General features: G+C 54.9%; 14 protein-coding genes and 1 riboswitch. Of the genes, 8 read left to right on the top strand and 6 right to left on the bottom strand.

All coding sequences use genetic code 11. The annotated features are described in order from the left end of the window. Positions 1–9: 9 nt before the first annotated feature. From fsa to argE, 4 genes are all read right to left on the bottom strand, one after another. Positions 10–672 (bottom strand): fructose-6-phosphate aldolase, encoded by a 663-nt coding sequence (gene fsa, locus ACMVME_RS21345; RefSeq protein ID WP_020883944.1) that lies wholly within the window; start codon positions 670–672, stop codon positions 10–12. Positions 673–800: 128 nt separating this feature from the next. Then, positions 801–1,565, bottom strand: a complete 765-nt coding sequence (locus tag ACMVME_RS21350; protein WP_050737737.1) for a helix-turn-helix transcriptional regulator — start codon at positions 1,563–1,565, stop codon at positions 801–803. A gap of 63 nt (positions 1,566–1,628) precedes the next feature. After that, a complete protein-coding gene (ppc, locus tag ACMVME_RS21355; protein ID WP_014172182.1) occupies positions 1,629–4,280 on the bottom strand; it encodes a phosphoenolpyruvate carboxylase in 2,652 nt (883 codons plus the stop codon). Between the two features lie 270 nt (positions 4,281–4,550). Continuing rightward, a complete protein-coding gene (gene argE, locus ACMVME_RS21360; RefSeq protein ID WP_020883942.1) occupies positions 4,551–5,702 on the bottom strand; it encodes an acetylornithine deacetylase in 1,152 nt (383 codons plus the stop codon). A gap of 88 nt (positions 5,703–5,790) precedes the next feature. On the opposite strand from argE, the gene argC reads away from it, so the two are divergent. The 4 genes from argC (at position 5,791) to oxyR (ending at position 10,274) form a co-directional block, all read left to right on the top strand. Continuing rightward, positions 5,791–6,795, top strand: a complete 1,005-nt coding sequence (gene argC / locus ACMVME_RS21365) for an N-acetyl-gamma-glutamyl-phosphate reductase (RefSeq protein ID WP_040018278.1) — start codon at positions 5,791–5,793, stop codon at positions 6,793–6,795. Between the two features lie 6 nt (positions 6,796–6,801). Beyond that, positions 6,802–7,578, top strand: a complete 777-nt coding sequence (gene argB / locus ACMVME_RS21370) for an acetylglutamate kinase (protein WP_086462987.1) — start codon at positions 6,802–6,804, stop codon at positions 7,576–7,578. Between the two features lie 78 nt (positions 7,579–7,656). Next, entirely contained in the window at positions 7,657–9,030 is a 1,374-nt protein-coding gene (argH, locus tag ACMVME_RS21375) for an argininosuccinate lyase (RefSeq protein WP_014172177.1), read from the top strand. Between the two features lie 326 nt (positions 9,031–9,356). Next, positions 9,357–10,274, top strand: a complete 918-nt coding sequence (gene oxyR / locus ACMVME_RS21380) for a DNA-binding transcriptional regulator OxyR (RefSeq protein ID WP_014172176.1) — start codon at positions 9,357–9,359, stop codon at positions 10,272–10,274. On the opposite strand, the gene sthA is transcribed toward oxyR, so the two are convergent. Beyond that, positions 10,257–11,657, bottom strand: coding sequence for a Si-specific NAD(P)(+) transhydrogenase (gene sthA, locus ACMVME_RS21385; RefSeq protein ID WP_014172175.1), 1,401 nt, complete (start codon positions 11,655–11,657; stop codon positions 10,257–10,259). The genes oxyR and sthA overlap by 18 nt on opposite strands. Before the next feature lie 196 nt (positions 11,658–11,853). Between sthA and fabR the strand changes: the two genes are divergently transcribed. Then, positions 11,854–12,492, top strand: coding sequence for an HTH-type transcriptional repressor FabR (gene fabR / locus ACMVME_RS21390; RefSeq protein WP_008501784.1), 639 nt, complete (start codon positions 11,854–11,856; stop codon positions 12,490–12,492). A gap of 9 nt (positions 12,493–12,501) precedes the next feature. Further along, the gene (locus ACMVME_RS21395; protein ID WP_014172173.1) at positions 12,502–12,861 is read left to right on the top strand and encodes a YijD family membrane protein; all 360 of its coding nucleotides are present in this window, start codon (positions 12,502–12,504) and stop codon (positions 12,859–12,861) included. A 41-nt stretch (positions 12,862–12,902) separates the two neighbouring features. Here ACMVME_RS21395 and trmA read toward each other — a convergent pair whose 3' ends face one another. Then, on the bottom strand, positions 12,903–14,003 hold the full coding sequence (gene trmA / locus ACMVME_RS21400; protein ID WP_032679233.1) for a tRNA (uridine(54)-C5)-methyltransferase TrmA: 1,101 nt from the start codon (positions 14,001–14,003) through the stop codon (positions 12,903–12,905). A 104-nt stretch (positions 14,004–14,107) separates the two neighbouring features. Then, positions 14,108–14,284, top strand: a riboswitch (cobalamin riboswitch). Between the two features lie 65 nt (positions 14,285–14,349). On the opposite strand from trmA, the gene btuB reads away from it, so the two are divergent. Then, positions 14,350–16,200: a TonB-dependent vitamin B12 receptor BtuB gene (gene btuB / locus ACMVME_RS21405; RefSeq protein WP_414743494.1), complete on the top strand. Its 1,851-nt coding sequence runs from the start codon at positions 14,350–14,352 to the stop codon at positions 16,198–16,200. Next, positions 16,145–16,996, top strand: a complete 852-nt coding sequence (gene murI, locus ACMVME_RS21410) for a glutamate racemase (protein WP_014172170.1) — start codon at positions 16,145–16,147, stop codon at positions 16,994–16,996. The genes btuB and murI overlap by 56 nt, the downstream gene beginning before the upstream one ends. Positions 16,997–17,286 lie beyond the last annotated feature (290 nt).

Consider the following 17,286-nt stretch of genomic DNA (forward strand, 5'->3'; position numbering starts at 1 on the left):
AGATCTCCCTTAGAGGTTGAGGTTACCAAACGCGTTTTTCCAGTCGTGCTCAAACTTCTCTATGGCTGACTCTACCGCCGGGGTGCCGAGCATTTGTTGCGCTACATCTAAAGGAAGCGTGATTGCTTCACATCCGGCGAGCAGGCAGTCCAGCGCCTGACGTGGTGTTTTGAAGCTGGCGGCCAGCACGTTGCTTTCGGGCGCGTGGCGTTCGAGCAGGGATTGCAGCTCCTGTACCATACGAATGCCGTCCCCGCCCTGAGCGTCGACGCGATTAACATACGGTGCGACATATTTCGCTCCCGCCAGCGCGGCCAGTAAACCCTGGGCGGCGCTGTAAACGGCCGTGCCCAACGTGGTTATGCCCTCTTTTTTCAGCATTTTTATCGCTATAAGGCCCTGCGCGGTCACCGGGATTTTCACCACGATGTCAGGAATGGCGTTACTCAGGCGCTTGGCTTCTGCCACCATCCCTTCGGCTTCACGGCTCATGGTCTGGGCAAACAGCGTACCCTGTGGCCCGATGGCGTTTTGCAGACGCGGCAGTACGTTCCAGAGGGTTTCGCCGCTGGCGGCTACAATGCTCGGGTTGGTGGTGACGCCGGCAATCGGAAAAATGCGCGCCAGGCGCTCAACCTCTGCCACGTTGGCGGTATCCAGATACAGTTCCATTATTTTTCCTTAAGTCAGAAAGGTTAACTTAAGGATAAGGTGGGGCTGCTGGCCGGGGATACAGGTCAATTTTGCCAAATACTGGACAAATGTAATGTGCTTAGTGAAGTGAGAGGGCGATCACAATGCTAGTTTTTGGCAGTCAGCTGGCTGTGATACTGGCGGCGGTACTCGGAAGGGGAGCGTTCGGTATGTTTACGAAAGAGGCGGCAGAAGTAGTTGCTGTCTGTAAAGCCGCAGCGGGCGGCAATGTCTTTGATTTTTAGATCATAACCCTTGAGCAACTGGCGCGCGTGTTCCAGACGCGTTTGGGTCAGGTATTCATTGAACCCCACGTTCCCGGTCTTCTGAAACAGATGTGAAAGGTAGTTGGGTGAAATATAAAACGCCCGCGCCACGGAATCGCGGGTCAGCGGTGAGGCGTGATGTTCATCGAGATAGCGCCGGATGGCTTCAAACAAAGCACGACTGCGGCTGTCAGTATGAATGTCGCTGCCAAGAAGATCGCGACAGTGGCTGAGCATACTCAGTACCACCAGTCTGGCCGTTTCCTGTTCATCAGGCTGCATCTGCAGTTCGGCCAGCGTTTGCAGGAGAAACGCTCCGGTTCGGGGGCCGCGCCGGGCAACCTGCTGGTGCTGTATAAGCACGTTATCCCGATAAAGACGAAGCGACAGCTGCTGTTTACCGAAGCTGATGCTGAGCGCGTGACCGGTATGAAGTAACCCCTCCGCAGAGGAAGAAAACCACGCTTCGCAGGCATTATCGAGGTTAATGACCAGGCAAGGCGTTGTGCGGGAGTGTGGGTCGGGCGGGGTGAAAAACCGTACGTCACGTAGCGCGACGGTGCCATTAATGAGGTCGGTCAGAAGGGTGCTGATGTCGTGGTGCATGGCGTGAATACCGGATATCGCCCGGCAGCGTTAGCGCTGCCGGGCCTGTATGAAGCCAATGGATTAGCCTGTGTTACGCATACCTGCCGCAACGCCTGCAATCGTCACCATCAACGCCTGTTCGACGCGTGGATCCGGCTCTTTACCTTCTTCTTCCGCCAGACGTGAACGGTGCAGCAGCTCCGCCTGCAGGACGTTCAGGGGGTCGGTGTAGATGTTACGCAGCTGGATGGACTCGGCAATCCACGGCAGATCCGCCATCAGGTGCGAGTCGTTAGCAATGTCCAGCACCACTTTGATGTCGTCTTCCAGCAGTTCGCGCAGCTCTTTACCCAGCGTCCACAGCTCAGGCTTCACCAGACGCTGATCGTAGTATTCCGCCAGCCACAGGTCTGCTTTCGAGAAGACCATCTCCAGCATACCCAGACGGGTGGAGAAGAATGGCCAGTCGCGGCACATGGTTTCCAGTTCGTTCTGTTTGCCATCTTCCACCACTTTCTGCAGCGCCGCACCTGCGCCCAGCCAGGCGGGCAGCATCAGACGGTTTTGGGTCCAGGCGAAGATCCACGGGATGGCACGCAGAGACTCTACACCACCGGTCGGGCGGCGTTTAGCCGGGCGTGAACCCAGCGGCAGTTTACCCAGCTCCTGCTCAGGGGTAGCTGAACGGAAGTAAGGCACAAAATCTTTGTTTTCACGCACGTAGCCGCGGTACAGATCGCAGGAGATATCTGACAGCTCGTCCATGATATGGCACCAGGACTCTTTCGGCTCTGGTGGTGGCAGCAGGTTCGCTTCCAGAATTGCACTGGTATAGAGCGACAGGCTGCTGATGGTCACTTCCGGCAGGCCGTACTTGAAGCGGATCATTTCGCCCTGTTCGGTCACACGCAGGCCGCCTTTCAGGCTTCCCGGCGGTTGTGACAGCAGTGCCGCATGCGCTGGCGCGCCACCACGGCCAATCGAGCCGCCGCGTCCGTGGAACAGCGTCAGTTCGATGCCCGCTTTTTCACAGGTTTTGATCAACGCATCCTGTGCCTGATACTGCGCCCAGGATGCCGCCATGACGCCCGCGTCTTTTGCGGAGTCGGAATAGCCAATCATCACCATCTGTTTGCCCTGAATAAAGCCGCGGTACCAGTCGATATTCAGCAGCTGCGTCATGACGTCGTTGGCGTTGTTCAGGTCATCAAGGGTTTCAAACAGCGGTGCAACCGGAAGGGCATAGTCGATACCGGCTTCTTTGAGCAGAAGGTGAACGCCCAGCACGTCAGACGGCGTTTTCGCCATGGAGATCACATAGGCAGCCACCGATCCTTTCGGCGCATCAACGATCGCTTTACAGGTGTTGAGCACCTCGCGGGTTTCGTTGCTTGGCTCCCAGTTACGTGGCAGCAGGGGGCGCTTGGAGTTCAGTTCGCGGATCAGGAAGGCTTGTTTGTCCGCTTCAGACCAGCTTTCATAGTCGCCGATGCCGAGATAGCGGGTCAGTTCGCCCAGCGCTTCGGTATGACGGGTGCTTTCCTGACGGACGTCAATACGCACCAGCGGCACGCCGAAACACTTCACGCGGCGCAGGGTGTCGAGCAGTTCGCCATTCGCGATGATGCCCATTCCGCAGGCCTGCAGCGATTTATAGCAGGCATACAGCGGCTCCCAGAGCTGCTCGTTCTGGCTCAGCAGGCCTTCCGGCTTTGGCAGGCGCTGGCCTTTCAGACGCGCTTCCAGCCAGGCCTGCGTCGCCATCAGTTGGCCACGCAGTTTTTTCATCAGGAAACGATACGGCTCGCTGGCACCTTCTTCGCCGGCCAGCGCGCGCAGTTCAGGCGTGGCCTCTACCATCGACAGCTCGGAGATCAATACCTGAATATCTTTCAGGAACAGGTCGGTTGCTTTCCAGCGGCTCAACAGGAGCACGTGGCGGGTAATTTCCGCGGTGACGTTCGGGTTGCCGTCACGGTCGCCGCCCATCCAGGAGGTGAAGCGTACCGGCACAAAATCGACCGGCAGGCGGTAATCCAGATTCGCTTCCAGCTGCTCGTTCAGCTCACGCAGGTAGTTCGGCACCCCTTCCCACAGGCTATTTTCCACCACCGCAAAGCCCCATTTGGCTTCGTCGACCGGGCTTGGACGATGCTTACGAATTTCATCGGTGTGCCAGGACTGGGCAATCAGCTGGCGCAGACGGCGCATCAGCTGGTTGCGCTCGTAGTCAGCAATGTCTTTGTTATCCAGCTGCTTGAGGCAGTTGTTCACTTCCACCATTTTGTGGATCAGGGTGCGGCGAGTGATTTCGGTTGGGTGAGCGGTCAGAACCAGCTCCAGCGAAAGGGACTCCACCGCTTTTTTGATGATGTCTTCGTTGAGGTCTGGCTGGTCTTTCAGTTTACGAAGCGTACGGGCAATGACTTCCGGGTTGCTGGCAGCTTCGCCATTCGGCGAAATGCTGTGGTATTGCTCAGCGGTGTTTGCCAGGTTCAGAAACTGGCTGAAGGCGCGGGCAACGGGCAGCAGCTCATCGTTAGAAAGGTTCTGCAAGGTGGTGAGCAGCTCCTGACGACTGGCCTCGTTACCTGCACGGGAAGATTTTGACAGCTTGCGGATGGTTTCAACGCGGTCGAGGATGTTTTCCCCCAACGCATCTTTGATGGTATCTCCAAGCACTTTGCCGAGCATACTGACATTACTACGCAACGCGGAATATTGTTCGTTCATAAAAACCCAGTCACCCCATCATTTTTGTTTATGCCCAATCGAAAATCTTTTGGACAATATTTTGTCATCTCCCTTTATAAAGCCACGTAAAACCCCCGTCGTCAATTGCTGCGAAAACGGTTCAGCAAACGAATAAATGTGGGTAATTTACGAAATTTAATTCGCTTTGCGTCAGATAAGAGATGCTTATGGGAATGTGACGAAGATCGCGGGATTTGTTGCCCTTACCCTGACCCTCTCCCACCGGGAGAGGGAACCCTCAGGGGCATTTTAATGCCAGCAGAAGTGATGCACGACCTGAGTAATCAGTTCACGGGTCGGTTTGATAAAGCGCGTTTCCAGATATTCATCCGGCTGGTGAGCCTGGTTGATGGAACCCGGGCCAAGCACCAGCGTAGGACACAGGGTCTGAATAAAGGGTGCTTCGGTACAATAGTTCACCACGTCGGTTTTCTCGCCGAGCAGCTTTTCCACGACTTCAACCAGTTGATGATCCGGCGGACATTCGTAGCCAGGGATCGGCGGATGAAGCTCGGAGACCGTCAGGCGGCCCGGCCAGCGCTCGCTGACCGGCGCCAGCGCTTCGGTCAACAGGCCGTCGAGATCGCTCAGCGTCATGCCCGGCAGCGGACGGATATCCATATGCAGTTCGCAGCAGGCGCAGATACGGTTGGATGCATCACCACCGTGCAGGCTGCCGAGGTTCAGCGTCGGATAAGGCACGGTGAATGCGTCGTAGTGATAACGCTCTTTCAGCGAGTCGCGCAACTGCATGATGCGGCCGATGGCGTCGTGCATCAGTTCGATGGCGTTGACGCCGCGCGCCGGATCGCTGGAGTGGCCAGACTGGCCCAGCACGCGCACCGCCGTGGAGATATGGCCTTTGTGGGCGCGGATTGGCTGCAGTGACGTTGGTTCACCAATAATGGCGCAATCCGGGCGAATCGAGGTGTTTTCAGAGAAGTAGCGTGCGCCGGCCATGCTGGTCTCTTCATCGGCAGTGGCCAGAATGTAGAGCGGTTTCTTCAGCGTTGTCACGTCCACGTCACGCAGTGCATCGAGGATAAAAGCAAAAAAGCCTTTCATGTCGGCGGTGCCCAGACCGTAAAGCTTGTTGTCATGCTCGGTCAGGGTGAACGGATCGCGTGTCCAGCGGCCATCGTCAAAGGGTACGGTATCGGTATGACCGGCCAGCAGCAGGCCGCCGGCACCCTGTCCGGTACTGGCGAGCAGGTTAAATTTATGGCGTGTTCCGGGGACGGGCTGAACCTCAACGTTAAACCCAATATCGCTAAACCAACCTGCCAGCAGATTGATTAAAGACTCATTGCTCTGATCCAGCGCTTCTTCGGTCGCACTGATGGAGGGTGTGGCAATCAGGGCGCGGTAAATCTCGATAAATGGCGGTAAGTTCATTTTCATTGTTGACACACCTTAGGTCGTGATAGTATCAATATTCATGCAATAAATGTGAATAAAAATACATTAACGTTGAGCATAAAGGAACCCGATGTTGAATACGCTGATTGTAGGCGCTAGCGGTTATGCGGGCGCAGAGCTTGTAAGCTACGTGAATCGCCATCCTCATATGACCATAACCGCTTTGACCGTGTCAGCGCAAAGCAATGATGCAGGAAAGTTAATTTCCGATTTGCATCCGCAACTTAAAGGCATTGTTGATCTGCCGCTGCAGCCAATGTCTGACATCCGCGCGTTCACCGACGGCGTTGACGTGGTGTTTTTAGCTACCGCGCACGAAGTCAGCCACGACCTGGTTCCGCACTGTCTGGCGGCCGGCTGTGTGGTGTTCGACCTCTCCGGCGCCTTCCGTGTGAATGACTGCGCGTTCTACGAAAAATATTACGGTTTCACCCATCAACACCCTGAACTGCTGGAAAAAGCGGTTTACGGCCTGGCGGAGTGGAGCACAGATAAACTGAAAGAAGCGGATCTGGTTGCCGTGCCGGGCTGTTATCCGACGGCGGCACAGCTTTCTCTGAAGCCGCTGATCGACGCAGACCTGCTGGATCTGAACCAGTGGCCGGTGATCAACGCCACCAGTGGTGTCAGCGGCGCGGGGCGTAAAGCCGCTATTGCCAACAGCTTCTGCGAAGTGAGCCTTCAGCCGTATGGCGTGTTCAATCACCGCCATCACCCTGAAATCACGACGCATCTGGGTGCGGATGTTATCTTCACGCCGCATCTGGGCAGCTTCCCGCGTGGGATCCTCGAAACCATCACCTGCCGCCTGAAACCCGGCGTGACCCACGAACAGGTGAGCGAAGCCTTTACGCAGGCCTATGCGGACAAACCGCTGGTGCGTCTGTACGACAAAGGCGTGCCGGCGCTGAAAAACGTGGTTGGCCTGCCATTCTGCGACATCGGTTTTGCCGTGCAGGGTGAGCACCTGATTGTGGTGGCTGCGGAAGATAACTTACTCAAAGGCGCTGCCGCACAGGCAATGCAGTGTGCAAATATTCGTTTCGGTTTCCCGGAAACCCAGGCTCTTATTTAAGGTGTGATGATGAACCCATTAATTATCAAACTCGGTGGTGTACTGCTGGACAGCGAAGAAGCGCTGGAGCGTCTTTTTACCGCGCTGGTGAACTATCGCGAATCACACCAACGTCCGCTGGTGATTGTGCACGGTGGCGGCTGCGTGGTTGATGAGCTGATGAAAGGGCTCAACCTGCCGGTGAAAAAGAAAAATGGCCTGCGCGTCACGCCTGCTGACCAGATTGACATTATAACCGGTGCCCTGGCGGGGACGGCGAACAAAACGCTGCTGGCGTGGGCGAAGAAACACCATATCGCCTCTGTCGGCCTGTGCCTGGGCGATGGTGACAGCGTAAAAGTGACCCAGCTCGACGAAGAGCTCGGACACGTTGGACTGGCACAGCCTGGTTCGCCTAAGCTGATTAACATGCTGCTGGAAGGAGGATTCCTGCCGGTGGTGAGCTCTATCGGGGTGACCGAAGAGGGCGAACTGATGAACGTCAATGCAGACCAGGCGGCAACGGCTCTGGCGGCTACGCTGGGCGCGGACCTGATTCTGCTCTCTGACGTAAGCGGTATTCTCGACGGCAAAGGCCAGCGTATTGCGGAAATGACCGCAGCGAAAGCCGAACAGCTTATCGAGCAGGGCATTATTACCGACGGCATGATCGTCAAAGTCAATGCGGCGCTGGATGCTGCGCGTACGCTCGGACGTCCGGTGGACATCGCCTCCTGGCGCCACGCGGAGCAACTCCCGGCGTTGTTTAACGGCACGCCGATTGGCACGCGTATTCTGGCGTAAGCAATTTACCGATTCTGCAGGCCCGGTCAGCGCAGCGCAGCCGGGCAATGAAATTCAAAGATATTAAGGAAGCATGTTATGGCACTTTGGGGTGGGCGTTTTACACAGGCAGCGGATCAACGGTTCAAACAGTTCAACGACTCTTTGCGCTTCGACTACCGCCTGGCCGAGCAGGATATCGTCGGCTCTGTGGCCTGGTCCAAAGCGCTGGTCACCGTGGGCGTTCTGACCGCAGACGAACAGCTGCAGCTGGAAGAGGCGCTGAATAACCTGCTGGAAGAGGTGCGTCTTGACCCGCAGCAGATCCTCGCCAGCGATGCGGAAGATATTCACAGCTGGGTGGAAGGGAAACTCATCGATAAAGTCGGCCAACTGGGTAAAAAACTGCATACCGGGCGTAGCCGTAACGACCAGGTCGCGACTGATCTGAAATTGTGGTGTAAAGATACCGTTGGTGAACTGCTGGCAGCCAACCGTCAGCTGCAGGGCGCGCTGGTGGAAACCGCGCAGAACAACCAGGATGCGGTGATGCCGGGTTATACCCACCTGCAGCGCGCGCAGCCGGTAACCTTTGCGCACTGGTGTCTGGCCTACGTTGAGATGCTGGCGCGTGATGAAAGCCGTCTGCAGGATACCCTGAAGCGTCTGGACGTGAGCCCGCTGGGCAGCGGTGCGCTGGCAGGGACGGCCTATGAAATCGACCGTGACCAGCTGGCAGGCTGGCTGGGCTTTGCTTCAGCCACCCGTAACAGCCTGGACAGCGTCTCTGACCGTGATCACGTGCTGGAGCTGCTTTCCAATGCGTCTATCGGCATGGTGCATCTGTCGCGCTTCGCCGAAGACCTGATTTTCTTTAACTCCGGTGAAGCCGGGTTTGTTGAGCTGTCTGACCGCGTGACGTCAGGCTCCTCCCTGATGCCACAGAAGAAAAACCCGGATGCGCTGGAGCTTATCCGCGGTAAGTGTGGCCGTGTGCAGGGCGCGCTGACCGGCATGATGATGACCCTGAAAGGGCTGCCGCTGGCGTATAACAAAGATATGCAGGAAGACAAAGAAGGGCTGTTCGACGCGCTCGATACCTGGCTGGACTGCCTGCATATGGGCGCGCTGGTGCTGGATGGCATTCAGGTGAAACGCCCGCGTTGTCAGGAAGCGGCGCAGCAGGGCTATGCAAACTCGACCGAGCTTGCCGATTACCTGGTGGCGAAAGGCGTACCGTTCCGTGAAGCGCACCATATTGTCGGTGAAGCGGTGGTTGAAGCCATTCGTCAGGGTAAGGCACTGGAAGCGTTGCCGCTGACCGACCTGCAGAAATTCAGTGCGGTTATCGGTGATGATGTGTATCCGATTCTGGCGTTGCAGTCTTGTCTGGATAAGCGTGCAGCGAAAGGCGGCGTGTCACCGAAGCAGGTCGCGCAGGCGATTGCGGATGCGAAAAACCGGCTGGTTTGATGAGTGCGGGCTGGTGCCCTCACCCCGCCCTCTCCCACGGGGAGAGGGCGTAAACACTATAAATGGCAACTTCGGTTGCCATTTTGCTTTTATCCCCGGCCTTTTTTACGCAAAAAAAAAGCGGACCACGGGGTCCGCAAAAGTTCACGTTGGCTTTAGTTGTTCGAGTTTTGAGAGAAACTCGCTGACGGTGCGGGGACGTCAAGGGTCAAACACGTGCCGCCTCGTCTATGTGGTGTATTATTCAACAGAATGCTTGATAGGGATAATCGTTCGTTGCTATGCTATCTATCGCCATGAACTATCGTGGCGACGGAGGATGAATAATGAATATTCGTGATCTTGAATACCTGGTAGCACTAGCCGAGCACCGCCATTTTCGCCGCGCGGCAGATTCCTGCCACGTCAGCCAGCCTACCCTGAGCGGCCAGATCCGCAAGCTGGAAGACGAGCTGGGCGTGATGCTGCTGGAGCGCACCAGTCGTAAGGTACTGTTCACCCAGGCAGGTCTGCTGCTGGTGGATCAGGCGCGCACCGTGCTGCGCGAGGTCAAAGTGCTCAAGGAAATGGCAAGCCAGCAGGGGGAGGCGATGTCCGGCCCGTTGCATATTGGCCTGATCCCAACCGTTGGCCCGTACCTGTTGCCGCACATCATTCCAATGCTGCATCAGACGTTCCCGAAACTCGAAATGTATCTGCATGAAGCGCAAACCCATCAGCTGCTGGCGCAGTTAGACAGCGGCAAGCTCGACTGTGCCATTCTGGCGCTGGTCAAAGAGAGCGAAGCTTTTATCGAAGTGCCGCTGTTTGATGAGCCCATGATGCTGGCGATCTATGAAGATCACCCGTGGGCGAACCGCGATCGCGTGCCGATGGCCGATCTGGCCGGTGAAAAACTGCTGATGCTGGAAGATGGTCACTGCCTGCGCGATCAGGCGATGGGCTTCTGCTTCGAAGCGGGTGCTGACGAGGATACCCATTTCCGCGCAACCAGCCTTGAAACGTTGCGTAATATGGTGGCGGCGGGCAGTGGGATCACATTGCTTCCGGCACTGGCCGTGCCGCGCGAACGTAAACGTGACGGCGTGGTTTATCTGCCATGCATTAAACCAGAGCCACGTCGTACCATTGGTCTGGTTTATCGTCCGGGTTCACCGCTGCGCAGCCGCTATGAGCAGCTGGCAGAGGCCATCCGTGGTTCGATGGATGGCCATTTTGACAATGCGTTAAAACAGGCGGTTTAAGCCGTTCAGTGCCGCGACCCGATAGGCTTCCGCCATGGTCGGGTAGTTGAAGGTGGTGTTAACGAAGTACTCGATGGTGTTACCACCACCTTTTTGCTCCATGATCGCCTGGCCGATATGAATAATCTCCGCCGCGCGTTCACCAAAGCAGTGAATACCGAGGATCTCTTTCGTCTCGCGATGGAACAGGATCTTCAGCGTACCCACGCTCATTCCCACGATTTGCGCCCTCGCCAGATGTTTAAACTGTGCGCGACCCACCTCGTAAGGCACCTTCATTGACGTCAGCTGCTGCTCGGTTTTCCCGACGGAGCTGATTTCCGGGATGGTATAAATACCTGTCGGAATATCTTCGATCAGATGTGCCGTCGCTTCGCCTTTCACCAGCGCCTGCGCCGCGATGCGTCCCTGATCGTATGCTGCAGAAGCCAGGCTTGGATAACCGATAACATCACCGACGGCATACACATGCGGCAGGGCTGTCTGGTACATGCTGTTCACCTTCAGCTGACCGCGGCTGTCGGTTTCGAGTCCGATATTTTCCAGAGCCAGAGAATCAGTGTTACCGGTACGGCCGTTGGCGTACAGCAGGCAGTCTGCTTTCAGCTTCTTGCCCGATTTCAGATGCATGATCACACCATCGTCGCAGCCTTCAATTTTCTCGTACTCTTCGTTGTGGCGAATCACCACGCCACTGTTCCAGAAGTGGTAAGAGAGCGAGTCTGACATTTCCTGATCGAGGAAGGCCAGCAGGCGGTCGCGGGTGTTGATCAGATCAACTTTCACGTCCATACCCCGGAAGATCGACGCATATTCGCAGCCAATCACCCCTGCGCCATAGATAATCACATGACGGGGTTCGTGGTGCAGGCTCAGGATGGAATCGCTGTCGTAAATGCGCGGGTGGGAGAAGTCCACGTCTGCCGGATGGTACGGGCGTGAACCACAGGCGATGACAAATTTTTCCGCCGTGATGGTTTCGACTGACCCGTCGTGGCATTCGAGTGCCAGGGTGTGTTCATCAACAAAGTGCGCATTGCCCTGCAAAATTTCACAGTGGTTACGCTCATAAAACCCCTGGCGCATCCGTGTCTGCTGGTTAATAACGGTATCCGCATGATTCAGGATGTCAGCAAAGGAGGAACGAAGAAGTCGGGAGTGGTCGCTGTAAAGAGGGTTCTGGTTAAATTCAATAATGCGGCTAACGGCATGGCGGAGGGCTTTGGAAGGGATGGTGCCCCAATGGGTGCAACCGCCGCCAACGTTATGGTAGCGCTCTATCACCGCTACTCTGGCTCCCTGTTTCACCAGTCCCATAGCAGCGCCTTCGCCGCCGGGGCCGGAACCTATCACAATTGCGTCGTAATCGTAGGAATGTGGCATGGTAAGGCTTACCTGTTCTTATACATAAAAGCAACAGAATCATAACATCATTGCCCGAGTAACCCAATTATCGTTGTGCTTTTTTCCGGCAGTGGAGCACAAACCGTACGTAAACAATCATTCACAAAGCCAGGCAAACAGATTAATTTTATTCTCTGGTATAGTGCCATCAGGCCTTTGGAAGGATTCAACTATCGTGATGGGCGTAAGAGCACAACAAAAAGAGAAAACCCGGCGTTCGCTGGTGGAAGCCGCATTCAGTCAACTGAGTGCCGAGCGTAGTTTTGCCAGTTTAAGCCTGCGTGAAGTTGCGCGCGAGGCCGGGATTGCGCCAACGTCCTTCTATCGTCATTTCCGTGATGTGGATGAACTGGGTCTGACCATGGTCGACGAGAGCGGGCTGATGCTGCGTCAGCTTATGCGCCAGGCGCGGCAGCGTATCGCTAAAGGGGGGAGCGTGATCCGCACCTCTGTGTCGACCTTTATGGAATTTATTGGCAATAACCCCAACGCGTTTCGCCTGCTGTTGCGGGAACGTTCCGGAACATCAGCCGCGTTCCGTGCCGCTGTGGCGCGTGAAATTCAGCATTTTATCGCGGAACTTGCCGACTATCTTGAACTCGAAAACCATATGCCGCGTGCGTTCACTGAAGCACAGGCTGAGGCGATGGTGACGATTGTTTTCAGCGCGGGTGCCGAAGCGCTGGATGTCAGCATCGAACAACGCAAGCAGCTCGAAGAGCGACTGGTATTACAGCTCAGGATGATCTCCAAAGGCGCGTACTACTGGTATCGCCGTGAACAAGAGAAACTGGCACATCAAACCGAAGAGTGAAGGTGAGTAATGAAACAGTCAGGTCAGGATAAGGGTACGCTGTTGCTGGCATTGATCGCTGGCTTATCAATTAATGGCACGTTTGCGGCTGTGTTCAGCTCGATCGTTCCATTTTCTATTTTCCCGCTCATTGCACTGGTGCTGACGGTGTACTGTCTGCATCAGCGTTACCTGAACCGCACCATGCCGGTCGGGTTGCCTGGGCTGGCCGCGGCCTGTTTTATTCTTGGCGTGTTGCTGTATAGCACCGTGGTGCGTGCAGAGTATCCGGATATCGGTTCTAACTTCCTGCCTGCGGTACTTTCTGTGGCACTGGTGTTCTGGATTGGCTCGCGCATGCGTAGCCGCAAGCACGGGCTGCCGGAGTAAGAGAGTGGGGTTGCAGGCAGGTTGACCTGCCTGCTATCACGTTACTTCGCGGTAAGAAGTACGCCGCACTCCATATGGTGCGTATACGGGAACTGATCGAAGAGAGCCAGACGTTCAACATTGTGCGTCTGGCTTAATGTTTCGAGATTCTTGCACAGCGTTTCCGGGTTACAGGAAATGTACAAAATACGCGGGTACGCCTGCACCATCTTCTCGGTTTCGCTGTCCAGGCCACTGCGCGGCGGATCGACAAAAATCGTCTCACACTGGTAGCTCTTCAGATCGATCCCCTCCAGGCGATTAAACTGGCGTACGCCATTCATGGCCTGCGTGAACTCTTCTGCAGACATACGAATGATCTGCACATTGTCGATGTGATTGGCGGCAATGTTGTACTGTGCAGCGGCAACGGACGGCTTGGCAATCTCCGTCGCCAGGACGCGCTCAAAGTTACGCGCCAGCGCCAGGGAGAAGTTGCCGTTCCCGCAGTACAGCTCTAGCAGATCGCCCTTTGACCCTTCGGTCGCCTTCAGCGCCCAGTCCAGCATCTGTACGTTCATTGCCGCGTTTGGCTGGGTAAAGCTGTTCTCAACCTGGCGGTACACCATCTCTTTTCCCGCCACCGACAGACGTTCGTCGATGAAATCCTGATCCAGCATGATTTTGGTTTTTGTCGCACGACCAATCAGGTGAACGTTGATGTTCTGCGCGCGCAGGGCATCGCGCAGCGCTTCTGCCTGCTCGCGCCATTCGTCATTCAGCGCTTTGTGATACAGCAGAGAGACAATCGCCTGGTTGCTTTGTGTGGTCAGATAATCAATCTGGAACAGCTTGTGGCGCAGCACAGGGTTGTTGCGTACGCCGTCGATCATCAGCGTCATGAGCTGGTTGATGAGTTCACTCGCCGCCGGGAAGCTGTCGACCCGAATGCGGGACTTCGTCTGCTGATCGAAAATGATGTGGTACAGGTCGTCACCGTCGTGCCAGATGCGGAACTCCGCACGCATGCGGTAGTGGCTAACGGGCGAGCGGAACACCTCAGGAACGGGCGCGTTGAAAGGCGTCATCATACTTTGCAGGCGGACAACTTTCTCTGCCAGCTGTGCGTCGTACTGTTCTGTTGGGAGGTGTTCGGGGGTCATGATGCGTCCTGAGTGATAAAGAATTACGCGGGGATTGTAGGGATTGTGCAGTGGATGTCCAGATTTAATGGCCAATAGCTATCTGGACATCTATACGTGTCTAATTGTAGCATTCTGTTTCCGGTCTCCTGAGAGTGAAAAGGGAATCCAGTGAAAATCTGGAGCTGACGCGCAGCGGTAAAGACTGGCGGGATGAGAATTGTAGACACTGTGAAAATGGGAAGTCTTCATCCGCAAAACGCCACCTAGCCCGAAGACCTGCCGGGATCACGTCGCATTTGGTTTCGTCATCGCGTGCTATAGATGAAGCCTGCGGCATCCTTCTTATATTGTGGATGCTTTAACAATGATTAAAAAAGTATCGCTGTTGACGGCGTTGTCCGTCACGGCATTTTCGGGCTGGGCGCAGGATAGCGCCGACTCGTTGGTGGTGACAGCAAACCGTTTTGAGCAACCTGTTAATACCGTTCTTGCACCAACGTCTGTGGTGACGCGCGAGGATATTGATCGCTGGCAGGCAAAGAGTGTTGTTGAAGTGATGTCGCGTTTACCCGGGGTAGATATCGCGCAAAGTGGCGGCCTGGGCGCAACCTCTTCAACATTTATTCGCGGTACGGAATCCCGCCATGTTCTGGTGTTGATTGATGGTATTCCTCTAAACAATGCAGGGATCAGCAATGTTCCTGACCTTAGCCAAATTCCAACATCGCTGATTCAACGCATCGAATATATTCGCGGTCCGCGTTCTGCGCTGTATGGCTCTGACGCGATTGGTGGCGTGATTAATATCATCACAGGGCGAGATAAACCGGGTGCAGAAATTTCTGCAGGCGTAGGTTCTAAGGGGTATCAGACCTATGATGGTTCTTTCCAGCAAGTACTGGAAAAAACCAAAATCACCATGGCGGGTAATTACACTTATACCCGTGGTTTCGATATCGGTGCGAAAGATGCTCCGCGTCAACCGGATCGTGACGGTTTTATGAGTAAGTCACTTTACGGTTCTGTGGAACAGCAAATTACCGATAGCGTAAGTGGTTTTTTCCGCGGCTTTGGTTACGACAATCGCACTGCGTATGACGGCTATGACCATTACGATGCTAACTTTAACGTTGATGGACGACCGGATACGCGCCAACTCTACAGTCAAAACTGGGATACGGGCCTGCGCTACAGTCAGGGGATATTTAAATCGCAGTTGGCCATAGGTTATGGTCGCAGCAAAGATCAGAACTATGACCCGAAGAAAGGGCGTTATTCAGATTCCGCAACGACGGACGATGTGAAGCAGTACACCACACAGTGGTTAAATTCCCTTGAAGTAGGTCATGGTAATATAGGTGCGGGCCTGGACTGGCAGAAACAAAAAACTCAGGCTGGTTCTAGTACTATGGATAACGGCTATGAGCAGCGCAATACGGGCGTCTTCCTCTCGGCGATGCAGCAATTTGATAGCCTCACGCTAGAAGCTGCGGCACGTAACGATGATAACTCGAATTTTGGCAATCATGCTACGTGGCAAACCAGTGCTGCGTGGGAGTTTATCGATGGTTACCGGATTATTGGTTCATATGGCACGGCTTATAAAGCACCGACAATGAGCCAGATTCACAGTGAGAAATATGGCAATCCTGACCTTAAGCCTGAAGAGAGTAAACAGTGGGAAGGGGGCTTTGAAGGTTTGACGGGGCCGGTTAACTGGCGCGTAACAGGTTATCGTAACGACATTGATAACCTCATTGGCTACGACGCAAACTACCGTTACTACAATGTGGACGAAGCCCGTATCAAAGGTATTGAAGCCACGGCGCAGTTTGAAACAGGTCCGATAGGGCACCAGATTTCCTATGACTATGTTGACCCACGTAACACCAAAACCAATGAAGTTCTGGCTCGCCGTTCTAAGCAACAGGTTAAGTATCAGCTTGATTGGCAGGTATGGGATCTTGACTGGAACGTTTCCTATCGTTATTTGGGTACACGCTATGACGTTGCGGTCGATCCCAATACCTATTCTGCAGAACGTGTGAAAATGGGCGGCGTAAGCCTGTGGGATGTCGCAGTTTCATATCCTGTCACCTCTCACCTTACAGTTCGTGGTAAAATAGCCAACCTGTTCGATAAAGATTACGAGACAGTTTATGGCTACCAAACTGCAGGACGGGAATACACCTTGTCTGGCAGCTACACCTTCTAATCCGCGTCCCACCGTGCTGGTATTTGATTCCGGCGTCGGTGGGCTTTCGGTCTATGATGAGATCCGACATCTCCTGCCGGATCTCCATTACATTTACGCCTTTGATAACGTCGCGTTCCCGTATGGGGAAAAGAGTGAAGACTTTATTGTTGAGCGTGTGGTTGAAATCGTCAGCGCGGTACAAAAGCGTTATCCCCTCTCGCTGGCGGTCATCGCCTGTAACACGGCCAGTACAGTATCGCTTCCTGCATTGCGCGAAAAATTCCAGTTCCCGGTTGTGGGCGTTGTTCCTGCAATAAAGCCTGCCGCGCGTCTGACGGCAAACGGCATTGTTGGTTTACTGGCAACGCGAGGCACGGTGAAGCGACCTTATACGCGCGAGTTAATCGACCGCTTTGCCAACGAATGCCAGATTGCGATGCTCGGTTCGGCGGAACTGGTCGAGATCGCCGAAGCGAAGCTACACGGAAAGGCAGTGCCGCTCGAAGAGTTGCGCCGTATTCTCCGCCCGTGGCTGCGGATGCCGGAGCCACCGGACACCGTTGTGCTGGGGTGCACCCATTTCCCTCTATTACAGGAAGAGTTATTAGAAGTTCTGCCTGAGGGCACGCGGCTGGTGGATTCGGGGGCGGCTATAGCCCGACGTACGGCCTGGTTGCTGGAACATGAAGCCCCGGATGCAAAATCTGCCGATGCAAACATCGCTTTTTGTATGGCCATCACCAACGAGACCGAGCAACTTTTGCCCGTTTTACGCCGTTATGGCTTTGAAACGCTCGAAAAACTGGCGCTGTAGCACGATTTTGAGCAAAAAAGAGACGGTTGAACGTTTTTTTTAAAAGAGGGGTTGTCAACGTCTGAGAACTCCCTATAATGCGCCTCCACTGACACGGAACAACGGCTTACAAGCCGCCGGGTTAGCGGGGTTCAGAGATGAACACCAACAGAGAAAAGCAAAAATAAATGCTTGACTCTGAATGAGGAAAACGTAATATACGTGACCTCGCGGCGGTGAGCTGTAAGCCGCGTCGCAACTGCTCTTTAACAATTTATCAGACAATCTGTGTGGGCACTCAAAGTGACATG

The sequence above is a fragment of the Enterobacter cloacae complex sp. 2024EL-00711 genome, assembly GCF_047529885.1.
Taxonomy (GTDB): Bacteria; Pseudomonadota; Gammaproteobacteria; order Enterobacterales; family Enterobacteriaceae; genus Enterobacter; species Enterobacter ludwigii.